The sequence below is a fragment of the Pseudomonas sp. GM55 genome (assembly GCF_000282395.1).
Taxonomy (GTDB): Bacteria; Pseudomonadota; Gammaproteobacteria; order Pseudomonadales; family Pseudomonadaceae; genus Aquipseudomonas; species Aquipseudomonas fluorescens_CC.
Genome location: NZ_AKJJ01000047.1, coordinates 104895 through 122658, shown reverse-complemented (window position 1 = coordinate 122658; position 17764 = coordinate 104895). Strand labels below are relative to the sequence as shown.

General features: G+C 60.2%; 14 protein-coding genes. 7 read left to right on the top strand and 7 right to left on the bottom strand.

The window, feature by feature from the left end:
• Window position 1 precedes the first annotated feature (1 nt).
• The gene (gene glmS / locus PMI31_RS12405; RefSeq protein ID WP_008018361.1) at window positions 2-1834 is read left to right on the top strand and encodes a glutamine--fructose-6-phosphate transaminase (isomerizing); all 1833 of its coding nucleotides are present in this window, start codon (window positions 2-4) and stop codon (window positions 1832-1834) included.
• Between the two features lie 335 nt (window positions 1835-2169).
• Here glmS and PMI31_RS12400 read toward each other — a convergent pair whose 3' ends face one another.
• The 6 genes from PMI31_RS12400 to PMI31_RS30775 all read right to left on the bottom strand — a co-directional run bounded on the left by PMI31_RS12400 (window position 2170) and on the right by PMI31_RS30775 (window position 9324).
• On the bottom strand, window positions 2170-3474 hold the full coding sequence (locus PMI31_RS12400; RefSeq protein ID WP_008018360.1) for an MFS transporter: 1305 nt from the start codon (window positions 3472-3474) through the stop codon (window positions 2170-2172).
• Window positions 3475-3956: 482 nt separating this feature from the next.
• A complete protein-coding gene (locus PMI31_RS12395) occupies window positions 3957-4991 on the bottom strand; it encodes a DUF2955 domain-containing protein (RefSeq protein WP_008018359.1) in 1035 nt (344 codons plus the stop codon).
• The gene (locus PMI31_RS12390) at window positions 4981-6096 is read right to left on the bottom strand and encodes an HlyD family secretion protein (protein WP_008018358.1); all 1116 of its coding nucleotides are present in this window, start codon (window positions 6094-6096) and stop codon (window positions 4981-4983) included. Before PMI31_RS12390 ends, PMI31_RS12395 begins: the two co-directional genes overlap by 11 nt.
• A complete protein-coding gene (locus PMI31_RS12385; protein WP_008018356.1) occupies window positions 6089-7600 on the bottom strand; it encodes an efflux transporter outer membrane subunit in 1512 nt (503 codons plus the stop codon). Before PMI31_RS12385 ends, PMI31_RS12390 begins: the two co-directional genes overlap by 8 nt.
• A gap of 14 nt (window positions 7601-7614) precedes the next feature.
• Complete coding sequence (locus tag PMI31_RS12380; RefSeq protein WP_008018354.1) at window positions 7615-8745, bottom strand: AI-2E family transporter; 1131 nt, start codon at window positions 8743-8745, stop codon at window positions 7615-7617.
• A gap of 312 nt (window positions 8746-9057) precedes the next feature.
• Window positions 9058-9324: a hypothetical protein gene (locus PMI31_RS30775; protein ID WP_157213275.1), complete on the bottom strand. Its 267-nt coding sequence runs from the start codon at window positions 9322-9324 to the stop codon at window positions 9058-9060.
• On the opposite strand from PMI31_RS30775, the gene PMI31_RS12375 reads away from it, so the two are divergent.
• From PMI31_RS12375 to PMI31_RS12355, 5 genes are all read left to right on the top strand, one after another.
• The gene (locus PMI31_RS12375; protein ID WP_008018352.1) at window positions 9323-10225 is read left to right on the top strand and encodes a LysR family transcriptional regulator; all 903 of its coding nucleotides are present in this window, start codon (window positions 9323-9325) and stop codon (window positions 10223-10225) included. The two genes, PMI31_RS30775 and PMI31_RS12375, sit on opposite strands and share 2 nt — an antisense overlap.
• A gap of 127 nt (window positions 10226-10352) precedes the next feature.
• Window positions 10353-10979 (top strand): glutathione S-transferase family protein, encoded by a 627-nt coding sequence (locus PMI31_RS12370; RefSeq protein ID WP_008018350.1) that lies wholly within the window; start codon window positions 10353-10355, stop codon window positions 10977-10979.
• Between the two features lie 63 nt (window positions 10980-11042).
• On the top strand, window positions 11043-13073 hold the full coding sequence (locus PMI31_RS12365; protein ID WP_008018349.1) for a pyridoxamine 5'-phosphate oxidase family protein: 2031 nt from the start codon (window positions 11043-11045) through the stop codon (window positions 13071-13073).
• Between the two features lie 108 nt (window positions 13074-13181).
• Window positions 13182-14378, top strand: coding sequence for a DUF3142 domain-containing protein (locus tag PMI31_RS12360; RefSeq protein ID WP_008018348.1), 1197 nt, complete (start codon window positions 13182-13184; stop codon window positions 14376-14378).
• On the top strand, window positions 14365-16479 hold the full coding sequence (locus tag PMI31_RS12355) for a hypothetical protein (protein WP_008018347.1): 2115 nt from the start codon (window positions 14365-14367) through the stop codon (window positions 16477-16479). Before PMI31_RS12360 ends, PMI31_RS12355 begins: the two co-directional genes overlap by 14 nt.
• Before the next feature lie 3 nt (window positions 16480-16482).
• Here the strand turns inward: PMI31_RS12355 and PMI31_RS12350 are convergent, their stop codons facing one another.
• Complete coding sequence (locus PMI31_RS12350) at window positions 16483-17112, bottom strand: LysE family translocator (RefSeq protein WP_008018346.1); 630 nt, start codon at window positions 17110-17112, stop codon at window positions 16483-16485.
• 145 nt (window positions 17113-17257) lie between these two features.
• Here PMI31_RS12350 and PMI31_RS12345 point away from each other — a divergent pair, with 145 nt between their 5' ends.
• Entirely contained in the window at window positions 17258-17731 is a 474-nt protein-coding gene (locus PMI31_RS12345; RefSeq protein ID WP_007969928.1) for an Lrp/AsnC family transcriptional regulator, read from the top strand.
• Window positions 17732-17764 lie beyond the last annotated feature (33 nt).

Here is a 17764-nt window from a genome sequence, read left to right as displayed (position 1 = left end):
CATGTGTGGAATTGTCGGCGCAGTCGCAGAACGTAACATCACCGCCATCCTCGTCGAAGGCCTGAAACGCCTCGAATACCGTGGGTATGACAGCGCTGGCGTGGCGGTCTACACCAACGATGAAAAACTCGAGCGCCTGCGTCGTCCGGGCAAGGTCAGTGAGCTGGAGCAGGCATTGGCTGCCGAGCCGCTGGTCGGTCGCCTGGGCATCGCCCACACGCGCTGGGCCACCCACGGTGCACCGTGCGAGCGCAATGCCCACCCACATTTCTCCGGTGACCTGGCGGTGGTGCACAACGGCATCATCGAAAACCACGAAGCCCTGCGTGAACAACTCAAGGCTCTGGGTTATGTGTTCACCTCGGACACCGACACCGAAGTCATCGCGCACCTGCTGAACCACAAACTCAAGGATCTGCACGATCTGACCGTGGCCCTCAAGGCCACCGTCAAAGAGTTGCACGGTGCTTACGGCCTGGCAGTGATCAGCGCGCAGCAACCGGATCGCCTGGTTGCTGCCCGCAGCGGCAGCCCGCTGGTGATCGGCCTGGGCCTGGGGGAAAACTTCCTGGCGTCCGACCAGTTGGCCCTGCGTCAGGTCACCGACCGCTTCATGTATCTGGAAGAAGGCGATATCGCCGAAATCCGCCGCGACAGCGTGCAGATCTGGGACGTTGACGGCAAGGCTGTCGCGCGCGAAGCCGTGCAGTACCGCGACGGCGCCGAAGCCGCTGAAAAGGGCGAGTACCGCCACTTCATGCTCAAGGAAATCCACGAGCAACCGTCCGTGGTGCAGCGCACCCTGGAAGGTCGCCTGAGCCAGAACCAGGTACTGGTACAGGCATTCGGCCCACAGGCGGCCGAGCTGTTCGCCAAAGTGCGTAACGTACAGATCGTCGCGTGTGGCACCAGCTACCACGCCGGCATGGTCGCGCGTTACTGGCTTGAAGAGCTGGCCGGCATTCCGTGCCAGGTCGAAGTCGCCAGCGAATTCCGCTACCGCAAGGTGGTGGTGCAGCCGGACACCTTGTTCGTGACCATTTCCCAGTCCGGCGAAACCGCCGACACCCTGGCCGCGCTGCGCAACGCCAAGGAGTTGGGCTTCCTCGCCAGCCTGGCGATCTGTAACGTCGGTATCAGCTCGCTGGTGCGTGAATCCGATCTGACCCTGTTGACCCAGGCCGGTCGCGAAATCGGTGTGGCTTCGACCAAAGCCTTCACCACGCAATTGGTTGGCCTGTTGTTGCTGACACTTTCCCTGGGCCAGGTTCGTGGCACTTTGGCCGAAGGTGTCGAAGCAACGCTGGTCGAAGAACTGCGTCGTTTGCCAACCCGTCTGGGCGAGGCACTGGCCATGGACAGCACCGTGGAAAAAATCTCCGAGCTGTTCGCCGAGAAACACCACACGCTGTTCCTCGGCCGTGGCGCGCAGTTCCCGGTAGCGATGGAAGGGGCACTCAAGCTCAAGGAAATCTCCTACATCCACGCTGAAGCTTATCCTGCTGGTGAGCTGAAACACGGCCCGTTGGCGCTTGTGGATAACGACATGCCAGTGGTGACCGTGGCGCCGAACAACGAACTGCTGGAGAAGTTGAAGTCCAATCTTCAGGAAGTCCGCGCCCGTGGCGGCCAGTTGATCGTCTTCGCTGACGAGAAAGCCGGCATGACCAACGGTGAAGGCACCCACGTGGTGCACATGCCGCACATCCACGACATCCTGTCGCCGATTCTCTACACCATCCCGCTGCAGCTGCTGTCGTACTACGTTGCCGTACTCAAAGGCACCGACGTTGACCAGCCGCGCAACCTGGCGAAGTCGGTCACCGTGGAGTAAGTTATCCACAGGTGAGTTGAGCTGTTTGTAATTGAAATTTTTTTGAGACCATCAGCTCAACACGATTGAGGGGCGGCAAGTTCGCCCCGTCGTCCATTAGACTGGCCACTCTGGTGCTGGCTGTTATCGGTGCCGGTGCTACATCGTCCGAAAGTCATAGCATCAGAATCGAGATTCGATCCTTATCCGGATCACCCAGGAAATCGGTACTGTCCATATCATCATAGTATTGACCGCAGAGATCTGTTCATGTCGAGCAGATTCAGGTCAAACCTTGAACTCCGGCACCGTGAAAGGCCACTCCGTTTTTAATGGTGGAAGTACGACGAGGCACATTATTGGGTAAATGCTTTAGGGTACTTATCCCGATAGACATCATTGAGTTGCGTATCTTGGGAGCGCATGAAAAGTTTAAAGTCCGGTACCAAAAGGACCAGCAGTGATAACAGCAGCACCATGATACCCAGCAGCGTAATTGTCAGTGTGACTCCCAGATAAGAGATCAGGGCATTCATCGCGAAACTGCCCAAGGGACTAGCCGCAGCAGACAGAAATGAAACCGTGGCAAAAATCCGGTTGCGATGGAGCTTGGGTGTCGCCAGCAATCTCACCGCAGAGGTAGGGATATTGATTAACATCAGGCCGATGCCGCCGCAGAAAAAGGCCGCTGATACAATGAACGACGATGAAATAGTGCCAACCACCACTAGGTTGCCTCCCAGTAGTGCAAAACCTGCAGAGACGCACATGTCACGAGGGATCCGTTCGGATAACCACCCGATGATTTTGTAGCTTCCCGCCAAAATGCCAAGCCCGAAGCACGAATCCAGAAGACCAATGTAAGTGACCGGATATTGGATGACGTCCTTTACGTACAGTGGGATCAAGATAGTGAAAAATGGAAACAGCGCGAAATTGATCAGCATCGCAATAATGGCCAGGTAAAATTCGACTTTCACGCCATAAACCACCTTAAAGCCTGAATAGATCATGCTGAAACCACTGGCATGTGGTGTTTTTTCGCATGGGTCAACTGCACCGATGTGGCTCGGGATGGTTGCAATCAATGCCCCGGCGATGAGAATTGCAAAAAGGTCGGTGACAAAGGCGATAGTGATACCGAACCCGTAAATCAACCCACTGGCCAGTACTGGCCCCAGAAGAATAGAAAGGGACGACATCACACTTTTGGTCCGAAAGGCCAAGGAGACTTTATCGTCATCTGCAAACAAAGGGATAATCGACGCCTGGAGAGGGTCGCGTACGCCGACGATCGTACTGCTGAGCATCATCAGGGCGCCAACCGTCCAAGGGTTGAATGTCCCCGTGACAGACAACAGAACCATTAATAACGCTGTGAGAAAGCTGATCCATGAGGTCAGTTTGATGATTAGTATTTTGTTGTACTTATCACCTAGCCATCCCAGCAGAGGTTTGGCTAACACCTCCGCCGCGATGGAACAGGCAATCATGTTGGCAAAGTAGATCGCAGAGCCTGTTTCTTGCAGAACCCACCAAGCCACCGCCAGTTGATTGCAACGTCCACCCAATACCATCAGAAAAAAACTGAATTGCACTTTCAGTAGACGTCGGTCGATGTCGGGCAAACTCCACTTAACACCTGCAAACTTTGCGCTCATTGACGTACCTTTGATCCGGATAAGGCGACAACGCTAGTAGGTTGTTCAAGAAACGACGGGGAGGGTTTCAACCGGGTAGATAGCCAGATAGCGCTCGACGCCCACCCTCAAGACAATAGAGTTCCGCGCTCTGGTTGATGCTGCGGACCGTCAGCAAGGCCGCCTACTGGGATTAAGTTGAAGTTTTATTTTTTCGGATGCAGCCTACATGAGCTAGGTCATTTTCTTACAGTAACTGGATAGGGTGGAACCCATTCCTCTGCGCAAAGCGCAGAAGCAGGGTGCGAGCCACCGCGGGCCCGCTTACCTACTTCAGGCCGGTCCGGGTCCTGAAGGCCGAACGGCAACGTAATTTGAAGCAATAGTTAAACTCCTCGATTCAGGGGGGCGTTTTCAGACATCGGACCCAAAATACACATCAAGTTTTTTCGAGCGCTACGGTAACGCAGGGTCGCTGCCCGAGTGCTGCTTGATGATGTCCATCACAGGGCTGAATTGGGGGCGTGACGACGCTCCCGCCGCATATCGAGCAGATGGACCATGGCGCAGGCGTACAAGGTCACCAGAATGAACAGGCCCATGCGGATGGCGAAGGCGGTGTAGACATCCTTGCCCGCCGCACTGTCCTGTACCGATTGGCCGAGCAGGATGATCAGGGTTGCCAGACTGTTGAGCCAGAACCCTGGCGGCTGCCGGGTCCGGGCCAGGCCGTAGAGTTTTCTGGCCACCAGCAAGCCGAACAGCAACATCCACAGAAAGAACATCCACAGGTTGACGAACAGGCTCAGCGCGCACCAGAAAACAATCGCCATCACGCCACCGAGCAGCGTCGAGCCGAGCAATTCCTGGCCGGCGGTGCGGGCGCTGGTCGCGCAGCTTTGTTGGCCGAGGCTGACGGCTTTCATGATGATCGGTAGGTAGCTGGCCGGGTCGATCATGGCCAGCAGGAAAGTCGGCAGCACCACCAGCGTGGCACGCAGCGCCAGCCAACCGCTTTCGGTTGGAGAAAGGTTCGGGCCAGGCTTGGCTGCGGGGGCGCTGGCGGGGTCGGGAAACAGCCAATGGCTGATGGTCAGCGTCGAGACTGCCAGGAACAAGCCCTTGACCAGGGCCACGATCACCTCAAGCGCCAGGGCGAATTCAGCGGTTCCGGCCGAACTGATCAAGGTCAGGCCCACCACCAGGAAAGTCGCCACCAGCGGGTTGCCGCCGCGCAGGCCATAACCGAAGGCCAGGAACAGGCATAGCCCAACCAGCAACACACCACTGAACGGGTAGTAACGCAGCAGGGGAATGAGCAGCAGGCCGCTCCCGGTGGTCAGCAACAGGATCAGGATCAGGCCCAGGCTGGCCTTGAACGGCAACGGTCGGTTCATCGCCGCCAGCATCATCAACGCCAGCATCGGCGCGAGGAACGGGATAGGCAAGGCCAGGCCGAAGCTCGCCGCCAGGCACAGCGCCGTGCCGAAGCCAAGGCGCAGGGCGCGCTGAACGCGGGCCGGGCGCTCAATACGCATAGGACATCCAGCTCATCAGGCGCAGGAACAGGCGACCCAAAAGGTTCAGCGGGTTACCTTCACTCGGGAATGCCATGACTTCGGCCTGGCCGCCGGCACGGATGCCCTGCGGGCTGGTCAGCTCACCCGGTTCGAACTCGATGATGACCGGAAATCGCTGGGCAGGACGTAACCAATCGCGGCTGTTCTCCACTTTCGGCAGGCTGCCCGGCTGGGTGCTCTGACCGACTTCGACGCCATAGCCGACGCTGCGCACATGGCCTTTGAAAATTCTCCCCGGCAGGGCATCGAGGACGATGGACACCGGCGTCCCGGGCTGCACACTTCCCAGGTTGTTTTCAGTCATGTCGGCGCTGATCCAGACATCGTGGATGGCGATCAGGGTCATCACCGGTGCACCGGCGGAGGCGAACTGGCCGACATCGGTGCGCAAATCGGTGATCAGGCCGGCCGAACGCGCGTGAACCTTTGTATTGCTCAAGTCCAGCTCGGCTTTTTCAAGGTTGCTGGCGGCGCTGAGCAGCTGGGCGTTTTCTGCTTCATTGCCACCCTGTTGTTCGCGTGCACGTTGCACTTCGGCCTTGGCCGCGGCGACCTGGCTGATGGACTCTTCGAGGGTGGCGCGGGATATTTCCAGCCGTCGCAGCGAGATGGTGCCCGGGTCTTCGCGGTACAGGCGTTCGAGCCGCTGGATGTCCTGGCGTGCCTTGAGCTCATTGGCCTGGGAGGCACGCAGGGACGCTTGCTTGGACTCGACACCGGCAGTGTTGGCGCCCACCTGGCGACGGGTCGATTCAAGGTCGGCGCGGGCGCGATCGACGGCAATCTGGTACTGCTCCGGATTGACTTCAAACAGCAATTCGCCGGCCTTGACGTCCTGGTTGTTGCGCACGTGCACTTGGGTCACCCGGCCGGAAACCTCAGCCGCCACTGGCACAATGAAGGCTTGTACCCGTGCCTGTTGCGTGTAGGGCGTGTAACGGTCGGCCATCAGGTACCAGACCAGGCTCAGGATGATCAGCAGCACCACCCAGTTGATCGCTTTTTTGGCTGGGTCGGCTGCGGGTACCGAGGTGTTCTCGACCGGTTGTTGGCTGTCACTCATGGGCACTTTCCTTCGGTTCGTCGAGCAGATCGCCCCAATCAGTCCGTTGTTGCATCTGTTTGCGGGTGGCCGGGTCGAGCATCGGCTGGTCGCTGTACCAACCGCCGCCCAGGGCCTTGTACAGGGCGATCAAGCTGTTGACGGCGGTGCCACGGTTGACCAGGTAGATATCCTGTTGGGCAAACAGGGCGCGCTGGGCGTCCAGCACGCGCTGGAAGTCCGAATAGCCTTCGCGGTATTGGGCATTGGCCAGGGTCACCGAACGTTCGGCGGCCACCGATGCATCGCTGAGGATCCGGTCGCGCTCCAGTGCCTTGATCAGGCCGGTCGCGGCATCGTCAGCTTCGCGTGCCGCCTGGCGCACGCTGTCCTGGTAGATAACGATCAACTGCTGCAAGCGCGCATCCTGCACGCGGACGTTGTTGGTGATCCGGCCATGGTCGAAGATATCCCAGCGCAGGCTGGGGCCAGCCACCAGGTCGAGGGTATTGGACGCACCGTTGAGCGAGCTGGCGGACCAGACGATGCTGCCCAGCAGGCTGATGGATGGGTACAGGTCGGTCTCGGCCACACCGATCAACGCCGATTGCGCCGCCACTTGCAGCTCGGCAGCACGAACATCGGGGCGCCGCACCAGCAGGTTGGCCGGCACATCCTGCAGGACCGCAGTATCGAGCAGTGGCACCACGCCGGTGTTGCGATCCAGGTCAGGGATCGAGCCGGGTGGCTGGCCGATCAGGGTGGACAACGCGTTGCGCAAGCTCGCCACCTGACTCTCGAAATCCGGGATGGTGCTCAGGGTGCCCAGGTACTGGGTCTTGGCCTGTTGCAGGTCGAGTTCGGCTTCGGCCCCGCTTTTGAACAGGCGCTCGGTGATCTCGTAGCTACGTTTTTGCAAGGTGGCGTTACTGCGGGCAATGTGCAGGCGCGCCTCGGCGGTACGCAGGGCGTAGTAGGTTTGCGCCAGTTGTGCGTGCAACAGCACCAGGACATTTTCATAGTTGGCCTGGGCGGCAAACCAGGACGCGTCGGCTGACTCGATGGCACGGCTGAAACGCCCCCAGAAATCCAGCTCCCAACCGATGTCGAAACCGGCGCTGTATTGCCAGAAATGTGAGTCCTGAGGGTTGGCACCGCCCGATTGCCGACGGTTCAGGTACAGGCTGTCGGCGCTGGCCTGCTGCAATTGCGGGTAACGTCCACTCAGGGCAATGCCCAATTGTGCACGGGACTCCATGACCCGCAGGCCAGCGACCTGCAGGTCGGCGTTATGCGCATCGGCTTCGGCAATCAAGTGGTCCAGGACCGGGTCGTCGAACACATGCCACCATTGGCGGCTATCCGGTTGTGCGCGTTTTTGCCCGGCGATTTCCAGGGCCGGGCTGTTCCAGTGTTCGACCCAGGGCTGGGCCGGTGACTGGAAATCCGGACCCAGTTGCACGCAGCCCCCCAGGACGACGGTCCCGCAGATCAGCAGCCGGCTGATGCGAGCAGGGCGTGGCATCAAGCGCAAACTCCTCAGAGGGGACGCTGATCGTCGATTGCCTCGATTTGCGGTGTCTCGTTCTGTACCTCGGCAGACGGTTGGTCCTGGACCCATTGCCAGAACAGTTGGTAGCCCACCGCCAGCGCAACCGGCCCGATGAACAAACCAATGAAGCCGCCGCTCACCATGCCGCCCAGGGCGCCAATCAGAATCACCGGCATCGGCACATCGACGCCACGACCGAGCATCAATGGCTTGAGGACGTTATCGGCCATCCCGGCAATCAGGCTGTAGATGGCAAACACGATGGTGGCCAGGCTGGTTCCTTCGGTGGCGAAGACATAGGCGATCACCGGTAGGGTCACCAGCAGTACTGGCAATTGCATGATCCCCATCAACAGCGCAACCATCGCCAGCAGGCCGGCACCGGGGACGCCCATGAGCACGAAGCCCACGCCCACCAGCAGCATCTGGATAAACGCGATGCCCACCACGCCTTGGGCGACCGCGCGGATGGTTGCCGTGCACAGCTCGGTGATGCGTGGGCCGCGTTCAGGTCCGGAAAGGCGCGAGGTGATGGTCAATGTGCTTCTTTCGCCGTTTTCGCCATAGGCCATGAGCACACCGGCAATGATCAATGCACCGATGAACAACAGGAAGCCCACGCCAACGTCGGCCATTTTGCCCAACAAGGTCAGGCCGACGGACTTGATGTACGGCATCAGCTTCATCAGCACGCTGCTCATATCGGTGGCGGCTTGCATCCAGTAGCCATAGAGCGGCTTGCCAATGAGCGGCAGGGAAGCGATTTTTTCGCTGGGGAGCGGAATCTGCAGCGTATCGGACTTGAGGATCGCCAGGGCGCCCTGTACCGACTCACTGATCGAGGTGCCCAGCAGATAGATCGGCACCATCAGCAGGGCCAGGGCGACCACCACGATCAGGGTGGCGGCATGCCCGTCCTTGTTGACCAGCTTACGCTTGATGAGCGCATGCAGCGGATACAGGGTAATGGCCAGGATCACCGCCCAGAGCATGAGGTTGAGGAATGGGTGGAATATCTGGAAGCAAAACAGCACCAGCACGGTAATCAGCCCGGCGCGTATCAGTACATCGAGCAGACCACCGGACAGTGCTCTTGCGGAAATGTTTGTGCGCAACATTTTCGAACTCCCTGCGTTGTCACCAGGTTAGCCAGCTAGTTGAAGTTCACTCTTCCCTACTCGGCGAATCTTGAAAGCAGAATCGATGGGCCGCTGTCCAGGCGTTATCAACTAACGCCGTATTTCACGTAGGGAAAATTCAACGAGGTACCTACTAAGACTCAATAGGTAACAGGGTGGCTTGTAGTATAGGAGCAGTCGTATATTCCGCCTGTTTGCACAGGCTGGAATTGCGCTGCAGTGGATGGAGTCCGCTGACGAGCCCTTGCCTGGAAACGCGTGGGGAGCCGAGCCAATGGCGCTTTTTCCCTGTCAGGCATTAGTCGTTGCAGCGGGCAGGGCCGGATAATTGCGAACTGTCGCTGCCGTCGCAAGAAAATAATCCTCAATAATTATCAATAATCCACGGGCCGCTCTTTGAGGTTTGTGACACGCTTCGTTTTTACAGTGGAAGCGCTTGAGTGCAGTAGCCCATTGATTTACTTGATGGTCGGGTGCCCTACTAAATTGTTGAATGCCTGCGCTTAACATTCCGGCCTTCGGTGGCGATTTATCTATCTGAAATGAGGACATGCCCATGGACCGCTTCCAGGAAATGCAGGTCTTCGCTGCCGTCGCCCAGGAACAGGGTTTTTCGGCGGCGGCGCGGCGTTTGGGTCTGTCGGCGGCCAGTGTCACCCGAGCGGTGGCGGCGCTGGAGAAGCGCATTGGCACGCAACTGCTTACGCGCACGACGCGCAGCGTGTATTTGAGTGAGGCCGGTCAGCGATATCTGGAGGACTGTCGGAGAATTCTCGCCGAGGTGCAGGAAGCCGAGGACTCGGCTGCAGGCAGCCACATCCATCCACGTGGGCAACTGACCATCACCGCTCCGGTTTTGTTTGGCGATCTGTTTGTTACGCCGCTGATGGTGAGCTACCTGACGCAATTCCCCGAAGTCTGCATCAACGCGCTGCTGGTGGACCGGGTGGTGAGCGTAGTCGAGGAGGGCGTCGATGTGGCCATCCGCATCGGCGAGCTACCAGACAGCAATCAGCATGCGATCCGTGTGGGGGACGTGCGGCGGGTGATCTGCGCCTCGCCACAGTTTCTGGCCAGCCATGGTCGGCCCAGGCATCCACAGGAACTGGCCCAGGCGCCGATCATTGCAACATCGGCCATAGGCCAGTTGCGGAGTTGGCCATTCGTTGAAAACGGTGAAACCTTGAGCGTGCGGGCTGAACCGCGGCTGGTGGTGACGGCAAATCAGGCAGCCATCACGGCGGCCAGTTTGGGATTGGGCTTCACGCGGGTGCTGTCCTATCAAGTCGCGAGCAAGGTGGCTGCCGGAGAGCTGGAAATCATTCTGGCGGACTTCGAACTGCCGCCGTTGCCCATCCATGTGATCTATCAGGGCGGACGTAAAGCACCGGCCCGGGTACGCAGTTTTGTTGATTTCGCGGTGAAGACGCTGCGCGAGCATCCGGCGCTCAAGTGTTGAATTATTTCACGTAATGAAATAATTGATTGCATTTTATGGTGATTCTGTTGTTTTGGTTGAAGGTAGAGTATACGCCTCATCGGCGCTGATCTCCCCTGAACAGCACCACTCACCCGAGGTGTCGACCATGCAAGCGATCAAACTCTACAACTTTCCACGTTCCGGCCACGCTCATCGTGTCGAGTTGATGCTGTCCCTGCTGAAATTGCCGATTGAGCTGATCTTCGTTGATCTCGCCAAGGGCGAACACAAGCAACCGGCGTTCCTGACGCTCAATGCATTCGGTCAGGTACCGGTGATTGATGACCAGGGTGTGGTGCTGGCTGACTCGAACGCGATCCTGGTTTATCTGGCGCAAAAGTACGGCAACGGTCGCTGGCTGCCGGCTGATCCGGTGGGTGCCGCGAAGGTCCAGCGCTGGTTGTCGGTGGCTGCCGGTCCGATTGCCTTCGGTCCTGCCCGGGCAAGATTGATCACCGTGTTTGGCGCGCCTTACAACGCTGAAGAAGTGATTACCTACGCCCATACCGTGCTCAAAGTGATCGATCACGAACTGGCCAATACGCCGTATCTGGCTGGCAGCGAGCCGACGGTGGCCGACGTCGCGGCCTACAGCTACATCGCCCATGCGCCTGAGGGCAATGTGTCGCTGGACGAGTACGCCAACATTCGCGCCTGGCTGGCCCGCATCGAAGCCTTGCCAGGTTTTGTCGGCATGCCGCGCACCGTCGCCGGTTTGCAAAAAACTGCCTGACGCTCGCGGCCCGGAGTTACCGGGCCGCCCCGTTCTGCGCCATGGGCGCAGGGGAGAAGCCGTATGGACCGTTCACCCTGGCATGCCGGCGAGAAACAATTGCAGGCGCATGTGGGCGTTGCCGAACGAATGGAGGTGTTCGGTCGTAAGGTGATTCGCAGCGAGATGCCGGACCAGCACCGCACGTTCTATCAGCAATTGCCGTTCATGCTGTACGGAGCGGTGGATGCCAATGGACATCCCTGGGCCAGTATCCTTGAAGGCCAGCCCGGTTTCGCACACTCGCCAGAACCGGGCCTGCTGCAATTTCGCAGCCTGCCTGCCCTTGAGGATCCTGCGCAGTTGAGCGACGGCTCGGCCATCGGCCTGTTGGGCATCGAGCTGCATACCCGCCGTCGCAACCGCATCAATGGGCATGTTCGTGCCATGACAACCGGTGGTTTCGCGGTGACGGTGGATCAGTCCTTTGGCAATTGCCCGCAGTACATTCAGTTGCGCCAGTTTCACTCGGTGCCATTGGCCGACCCTTCGACGCGTGTCGTCGAGCGTTTCAGCGAGCTGGATGACGCGGCCAAGGCCATGATCGCCGAAGCGGACACATTCTTCGTTGCCAGTTATGTGGATGTCGATGGCGAGCGCTCGGTGGATGTGTCGCACCGTGGCGGCCAGACCGGTTTCGTACAGGTGGAAGGCAATCGCCTGACCATTCCGGATTTCGCCGGCAACCTGCATTTCAACACCTTGGGCAACCTGCTGCTCAATCCTCGGGCCGGGTTATTGTTCATCGATTTCAATACCGGTGATTTGCTGCAGCTCAGCGGGCGCACCGAAATCATCCTGGAGGGCCCGCAGGTCGAGGCGTTCCAGGGTGCCGAGCGTCTGTGGACAATCGATGTCGAGCAGGTCGTACGGCGCCCGGCCGCCTTGGCGTTACGCTGGCGCTTCGACGGCGTGTCACCCACCAGTTTGCTCACCGGTACATGGGAGCAGGCCACCGCGCGTTTGCAGGCCAAGGCCCTGGGCGATCAATGGCGGCCGTTGCGGGTGGTGCGGATTGAAGCGCAAAGCCACAACATTCGCTCGATCTACCTGGAGCCCGCCGATGGGGCCGGGTTGCCACTGTTTCAGGCCGGGCAGCATTTGCCCCTGCGCTTCAACATTGACGGTGATGTGCACATTCGCACGTACAGCTTATCGAGTGCGCCATCCGATGATTTTTTCCGCATCAGCGTGAAGCGTGACGGGCGGGTGTCTACGCATTTGCATGAGCAGATTCGGGTCGGCGACCTGCTGGAGGCGCGGGCGCCGCAAGGGCATTTCACCGTGGCGCCCCATGAGCGTCGGCCATTGGTGTTGCTGGCGGCCGGGGTGGGCATCACTCCGCTGTTGTCGATGCTGCGGGAGGTGGTTTACCAGGGATTGCGCACCCGCTGTATCCGCCCGACATGGTTTATCCAGAGTTCGCGCACGTTGGCCGACCAGCCGTTTCGCCATGAACTGGATCGCTTGCTCGAAGACGCCGGTGACGCGGTGCGGGTAGTGCGTTTGCTCAGCCAACCGGAAGCCGAGGCGAAGCAAGGAGAGGACTTCGACCTCTGTGGACGCATCGACGTCGCGCTGCTCAAGGATCTGCTGACAGTTGAGGACTATGATCAGCCGGATTTTGTCGTCTGTGGCCCGGGAAGTTTTACCCAGGCGCTGTACGACGGCCTGCGCGAGTTGGACATTCGCGATTCGCGGATTCACGCCGAAACCTTCGGCCCGTCTACCTTGCGTCGGCGGCCGGACCCCGATGCGGTGATCATCGAGCAACCACCAGCCGCTACCACGTCCGTGCCGGTGGTGTTCCAGCGTTCAGCCAAGGAAGCGTGCTGGCAGCCGGAGGGCGGCAGCCTGCTGGAGTTGGCGGAAAGCCGTGGCCTGCGCCCGGAGTTCAGTTGTCGCGGCGGCTCCTGCGGCACCTGCAAGACCCGTTTACTCAGCGGTCAGGTGCATTATCCGCTGCCGCCAGCGGAGGTACCGGATGACGGACACGTGCTGATTTGCTGTGCGATTCCGGCGCAGGGAGCGCAGCCGTTGGTGCTCGATATCTGAAGGAAGATTGCAGGCGAACATTGCCCGTCGGTCGATGGCTGAGTAGGGTAGGGCAGAACGAACAAGGGCCGCACAGGCCCTTTCTGCCTTTCAGGAACAGGCGTTTCAATGGTTTTTTTCACTCGCTCGATCGCCTTGCTGATGGCGCTGGCGCTGACCACCGGTTGCGAAAGACAGGACGCACCGCCGCTGGATCAGCAACTCTACGTCTGGCAGCGGCAGTGGACGCCGGCCCACGACGCCGCCCTCAGGGACAGTCGTGCAGACTTTTCGACGTTGCGGGTGCTGGCCTTGCAGGCCTTCCCCAAGGCGGGCTGGAGCCGAGCCCGAGTGGATTGGCAGTTGCTCAAGCGCGACGGCCGGCCGGTGATTGCGGTGGTTCGCCTGGATGGGCAGCTCAAGGCGCTGGATCAGGAAGAGATCACAGCGCAAATCCACCAGGTGATCAGCGATTGGCAGGGACAAGGGTTGAACCTCGCCGGCGTGGAAATCGACCACGATGCGGGTAATGCCCGGCTACCGGCGTACCGCGAATTTCTCGCGCATTTGCGTGAAGCGTTGCCGACTTCACTGCCGCTGAGCATCACTGCATTGCCGTCCTGGCTCGACAGTCGCGAACTGCCGGCGTTGTTGTCCACAGTCGACAGCAGCGTGTTGCAGGTGCACGCGGTGAGCGATCCGCGTCGCGGCTTGTTTGATGCCGATCAGGCCCGGCAATGGACGAAGGCCTGGAGCCGCGTCACGACAAAACCTTTCTATCTGGCGCTGCCGGCCTATGGCGTGGCGTTGCTGCCGTCGGCGGGTGGCGCGCCTGTTGTGGAAAGCGAAGTGACCGTGGAGCGTGAAGGCCTGCGCCGGGAGTTACTGGCCGATCCGCAGTCATTGCGCACCCTCGGCAGCGAACTGCGCACCGATCCACCGAAGCATCTGGCGGGCCTGATCTGGTTTCGCCTGCCACTGGCCAACGACCGTCGGGCCTGGAGTTTGACCACCTTGCGCGCCGTGGCTCGCGGCGATGTCCTCGACAGTCGATTGACGCTGAAACTCTCGGCCGACAATGGCCTCTATGACATCGTCATCAGCAATCAGGGCAATCTCGACAGCACCTGGCCCGAACGCCTGACACTGGCGGCCAGTGGATGTGAGGGGGCCGATGCCCTGGCCGGTTACACATTGCAACAGCGTCCGGATCTGCTTACCTTCACCCGCCTGCGCGACGGTCGAATACCGGCCGGCGGACAGCGTGCCATCGGTTGGGCTCGCTGCGCACACATTGATCAAGGAGGTTCGAATGTTCACCCGTAACTGGCCGCGTCATTTGCTTTGCCTGAGCCTCAGCCTGCCGCTGGGTTCGGCGCTGGCCTGCGGCCCGGACTTTCCCATGCGCCTGCTGGATAACCGTGGCCAGTCGCTGGCGGAACTGCCGGAAGGCAACTTCAGCTTCGAAATCAACCGCCTCGGCCACGCCATCAAAGGATTGAAGAACGTCACCGCTGGTGCCCGCTACAGCGATGAGCCTGACCTTGTAGCGCAGCGGGATCAGGCCGAGCAGGCGGGACTTTCCGCTGAGCAACAAGTGTTGGTGAAACACTTGCGCAGCCTGACCGATGCGCGTCAGGTTGAAACCGAAGGGGCGCAACTGCCGCCCGAGCTCAGGTTGTACCTGGCAGGCGCCGTGGCATTTGGCGCGGGCGATACGGCCCTGGCCGCCGGGTATTTCAAAAAAGTGCTGGCCTTGCCCGCAGAACAACGGGCTTCGCGCAGCACCTGGGCGGCTTATTCGCTGGGGCGCGCGTTATTCGCCATGAGCGTCGAAGCCGATGCGAGTCCCGATTTGCTCGAACAATCGCGCAAGGCCTTTGAGCTAACCCGACAACTGAGCATCGACGGCTTCAGCGATCCACTGGAGCTGGGTGTCGCCAGCCTCGGCGAAGAAGCCCGGGTGGTGCGCACCGCCGGGGACTGGAACCGTGCCATCGAGTTGTACGCCACGCAAAATCTACATGGCTCCACGGTGGGTTATGACTCGCTGAAGCTATTGATGGCGGACTTGATGACGTTGCCGGATGATCAAGTGGCCGAGTTGCTCAAGGGCCAGCCCGTGCAGCAATTGGTGACCGCATCGCTGATCAGCCGGTTGGGCTGGTCGTTTGGCGATCAACCGGCCAACGAACAAAAAATGATCAAGCTGCTGCAAAACAGTACCCGAGGCAGTCTCGAAAACGCCGACCGCCTGGCGGCGATGAATTATCAACAGGGCGATTACGCCAGCGCCAAGGCTTTCCTCGAACATGCCGGCGATGGCGGTTTGGCCTGGTGGTTGCGGGCAAAACTGGCGGTGCGCGAGGGCGATAAAACCGCGGCCGCCGCAGCCTATGCCAAAGCGGCCCAGGCCTTCCCGCAGAATGAATCCTGGGGCGAGCGACGGACCCCGGACTTCGATTACGAAACGCTGCAGCCCAAATGCCGTGTCGAGGGTGAGAGTGCGATCCTGGCCCTGCAACGCGGGGATTACCTGCAAGCCTTCGATCAGTTGTATCGCAGCCAAAGCATTTACTGGTTCGACGCCGCCACCGTGGCCGAGCGCGTGTTGACCCTCGAAGAGCTCAAGCACTACGTCGACACACAAGTGCCGGCCCCACCGCCGCTTAGCCAGCAGGACCGCGACAACTACGTGCCCTTGCCAGTGGCGGCGAGCCTGCGCAATCTGCTGGGGCGGCGTTTGTTGCGCGAGGGGCATTACGAGCAAGCGCTGGCTTACTTCGACAATGACGGCTTGCGGCACAAGGCCAAGCTGTATGGCGAGCAACGTCTGGCGGCAGATTCGGCCTGGTGGCCGACCCGTCGCGCCGCTGCACTGTTCAATGCGGCCTGGACGGCACGCGAGTGGGGCATGGACATTCTGGGCTATGAAATGGCGCCGGATTACGCCACGTTCGGCGGTAACTACATGCTCGAAAACGCTGAACTCAAGGTCGGTCCTTTGGTGGCCGAGGACGAAGTGAAGCGTCAGCAGGCCAGCGCTGCCCAGCCTGATCAGCGTTATCACTATCGCTTCGTGGCCACGGCGCTGGCGAGCAGGGCGGCGGATAACTTGCCTCACACCAGCCAGGCGTTTGCGGCGGTGCTGTGCGAGGCGTCGGGGTGGAACAGCAGCCTCGAGGAGCAAAGAGCGATTTATCAGCGCTATGTCAAAGAAGGACCTTACGTGGAATGGGCCGCCGATTTCGGTCACCAGTGCCCGTACCCCGACTTCGAGAACGCTGACAAGCGCTACGTGACCCAAGTCACCGACGCTGCGCGTTCGGCCTTGCGCCCGTACAAGACGCCATTGCAGGTCGGTGGCGTACTGGCGGTCGCGGCAGCCGCGCTGTTGTTGTTCAATCGCCGCCGCAAGGCGCAGTGAGGTTCAAGCCTGTTGCACAAAGGTCAGCCGCACGGCGAAACCGATCAACAGGCTGCCGAATAACCATTGTTGCAGGCGCTGGGCTGAGGGGCTGCGTTGCAGCCAACGGCCCAGCGCTGCGCCGACCAGAGCGTAGGTGCTGTCGAACAGCAGACCGACACTGACCAGCACTACGCCCAACGTCGCGAATTGTCCGAGCACCGGCCCAGACTGTGGGTCGATGAATTGCGGCAGCAGCACCGAGCAGAACAGCAGTGCCTTGGGGTTGAGCAGGTTGGTCAGCATTCCGCGTCGGATGGCTGCGCCCCAGCGCGGTTTTTCGCCGGTTGTGTCGGCGCTGGTGAGGCTCGGCAGCATCGTGGTTCGCAGGCACTGAATGCCGATCCACAGCAAGTACGCGGCGCCTGCCAGGCGCACCACATCGAAGGTCCAGGGCGCAGCCTTGAACAGTGCCGCCAACCCCAGCGCCGCCAATGCCACATGGCAACCCCGGGCGATGCCCAACCCCACGGCCGTGGCCAGCGCGGCGCCTTTGCCCTGGTGGGCACCAGTCTGCAACAGCAGGATCATGTCTGGCCCCGGCAACAGATAGACCACCGCCAGCGCCATGAAAAACAGCCAGAACCCCTGCATGTGCACCCCCATTCGTTGTCGATTCGGTCGTGCCAGTCTATGGCTGGAGGGCGGGGCAGGTGCTTGCGTTGTCAGCTTCTATCGGGTTACGTATTGGCATAACCTGCCACTTATTCACACTTGAACCATCAGGATCTGCCAAGCCATGAAACTCGATGCCTACGACCGCAAGATTCTCGCCGCGCTGCAACGGGATGGCCGCCTGAGCAATGTGCAACTGGCAGACGAGATCGGCCTGTCTGCATCGCCTTGCTTGCGCCGGGTGCGGATGCTTGAAGAAGCGGGGGTCATTCGCGGCTACCAGGCCAATCTGGATCGCGATGAAGTGGGGTTGGGGCTGACGGTGTTTGTCGGGGTCAAGGTCGAGCGTCATAACGACGAACAAGCCGAAGCCTTTCGCCTGGCGGTGACGGCATTGCCCGAGGTCATTTCGGCGTTTCTGGTGTCAGGGGAGTCGGATTTTCTGCTGCAGGTGGTGGTACCGGACTTGCGTGCCTATGACCGGTTTCTCACCGGGCGTTTGTTGAAGCTGCCGGGTGTGAGCGACATCCGCAGCAACTTTGCGATTCACACGGTGAAGGCGCCGGGGGCGTTGCCGTTGGAACATTTGCCGCTTTAGACCGAGTTGCCTTCCTTCGCGAGCAAGCCCGCT

Excerpts from the sequence above, each read along its gene's own strand:
- PMI31_RS12355 (WP_008018347.1), top strand. The coding sequence starts at position 14,365 with ATGTTCACCCGTAACTGGCCGCGTCATTTGCTTTGCCTGAGCCTCAGC.
- PMI31_RS12390 (WP_008018358.1), bottom strand. The coding sequence starts at position 6,096 with ATGAGTGACAGCCAACAACCGGTCGAGAACACCTCGGTACCCGCAGCC.
- PMI31_RS12370 (WP_008018350.1), top strand. The coding sequence starts at position 10,353 with ATGCAAGCGATCAAACTCTACAACTTTCCACGTTCCGGCCACGCTCAT.
- PMI31_RS12345 (WP_007969928.1), top strand. The coding sequence starts at position 17,258 with ATGAAACTCGATGCCTACGACCGCAAGATTCTCGCCGCGCTGCAACGG.
- PMI31_RS12395 (WP_008018359.1), bottom strand. The coding sequence starts at position 4,991 with ATGCGTATTGAGCGCCCGGCCCGCGTTCAGCGCGCCCTGCGCCTTGGC.
- PMI31_RS12380 (WP_008018354.1), bottom strand. The coding sequence starts at position 8,745 with ATGTTGCGCACAAACATTTCCGCAAGAGCACTGTCCGGTGGTCTGCTC.
- glmS (WP_008018361.1), top strand. The coding sequence starts at position 2 with ATGTGTGGAATTGTCGGCGCAGTCGCAGAACGTAACATCACCGCCATC.
- PMI31_RS12365 (WP_008018349.1), top strand. The coding sequence starts at position 11,043 with ATGGACCGTTCACCCTGGCATGCCGGCGAGAAACAATTGCAGGCGCAT.
- PMI31_RS12375 (WP_008018352.1), top strand. The coding sequence starts at position 9,323 with ATGGACCGCTTCCAGGAAATGCAGGTCTTCGCTGCCGTCGCCCAGGAA.
- PMI31_RS30775 (WP_157213275.1), bottom strand. The coding sequence starts at position 9,324 with ATGGGCATGTCCTCATTTCAGATAGATAAATCGCCACCGAAGGCCGGA.
- PMI31_RS12385 (WP_008018356.1), bottom strand. The coding sequence starts at position 7,600 with ATGCCACGCCCTGCTCGCATCAGCCGGCTGCTGATCTGCGGGACCGTC.
- PMI31_RS12350 (WP_008018346.1), bottom strand. The coding sequence starts at position 17,112 with ATGCAGGGGTTCTGGCTGTTTTTCATGGCGCTGGCGGTGGTCTATCTG.
- PMI31_RS12400 (WP_008018360.1), bottom strand. The coding sequence starts at position 3,474 with ATGAGCGCAAAGTTTGCAGGTGTTAAGTGGAGTTTGCCCGACATCGAC.
- PMI31_RS12360 (WP_008018348.1), top strand. The coding sequence starts at position 13,182 with ATGGTTTTTTTCACTCGCTCGATCGCCTTGCTGATGGCGCTGGCGCTG.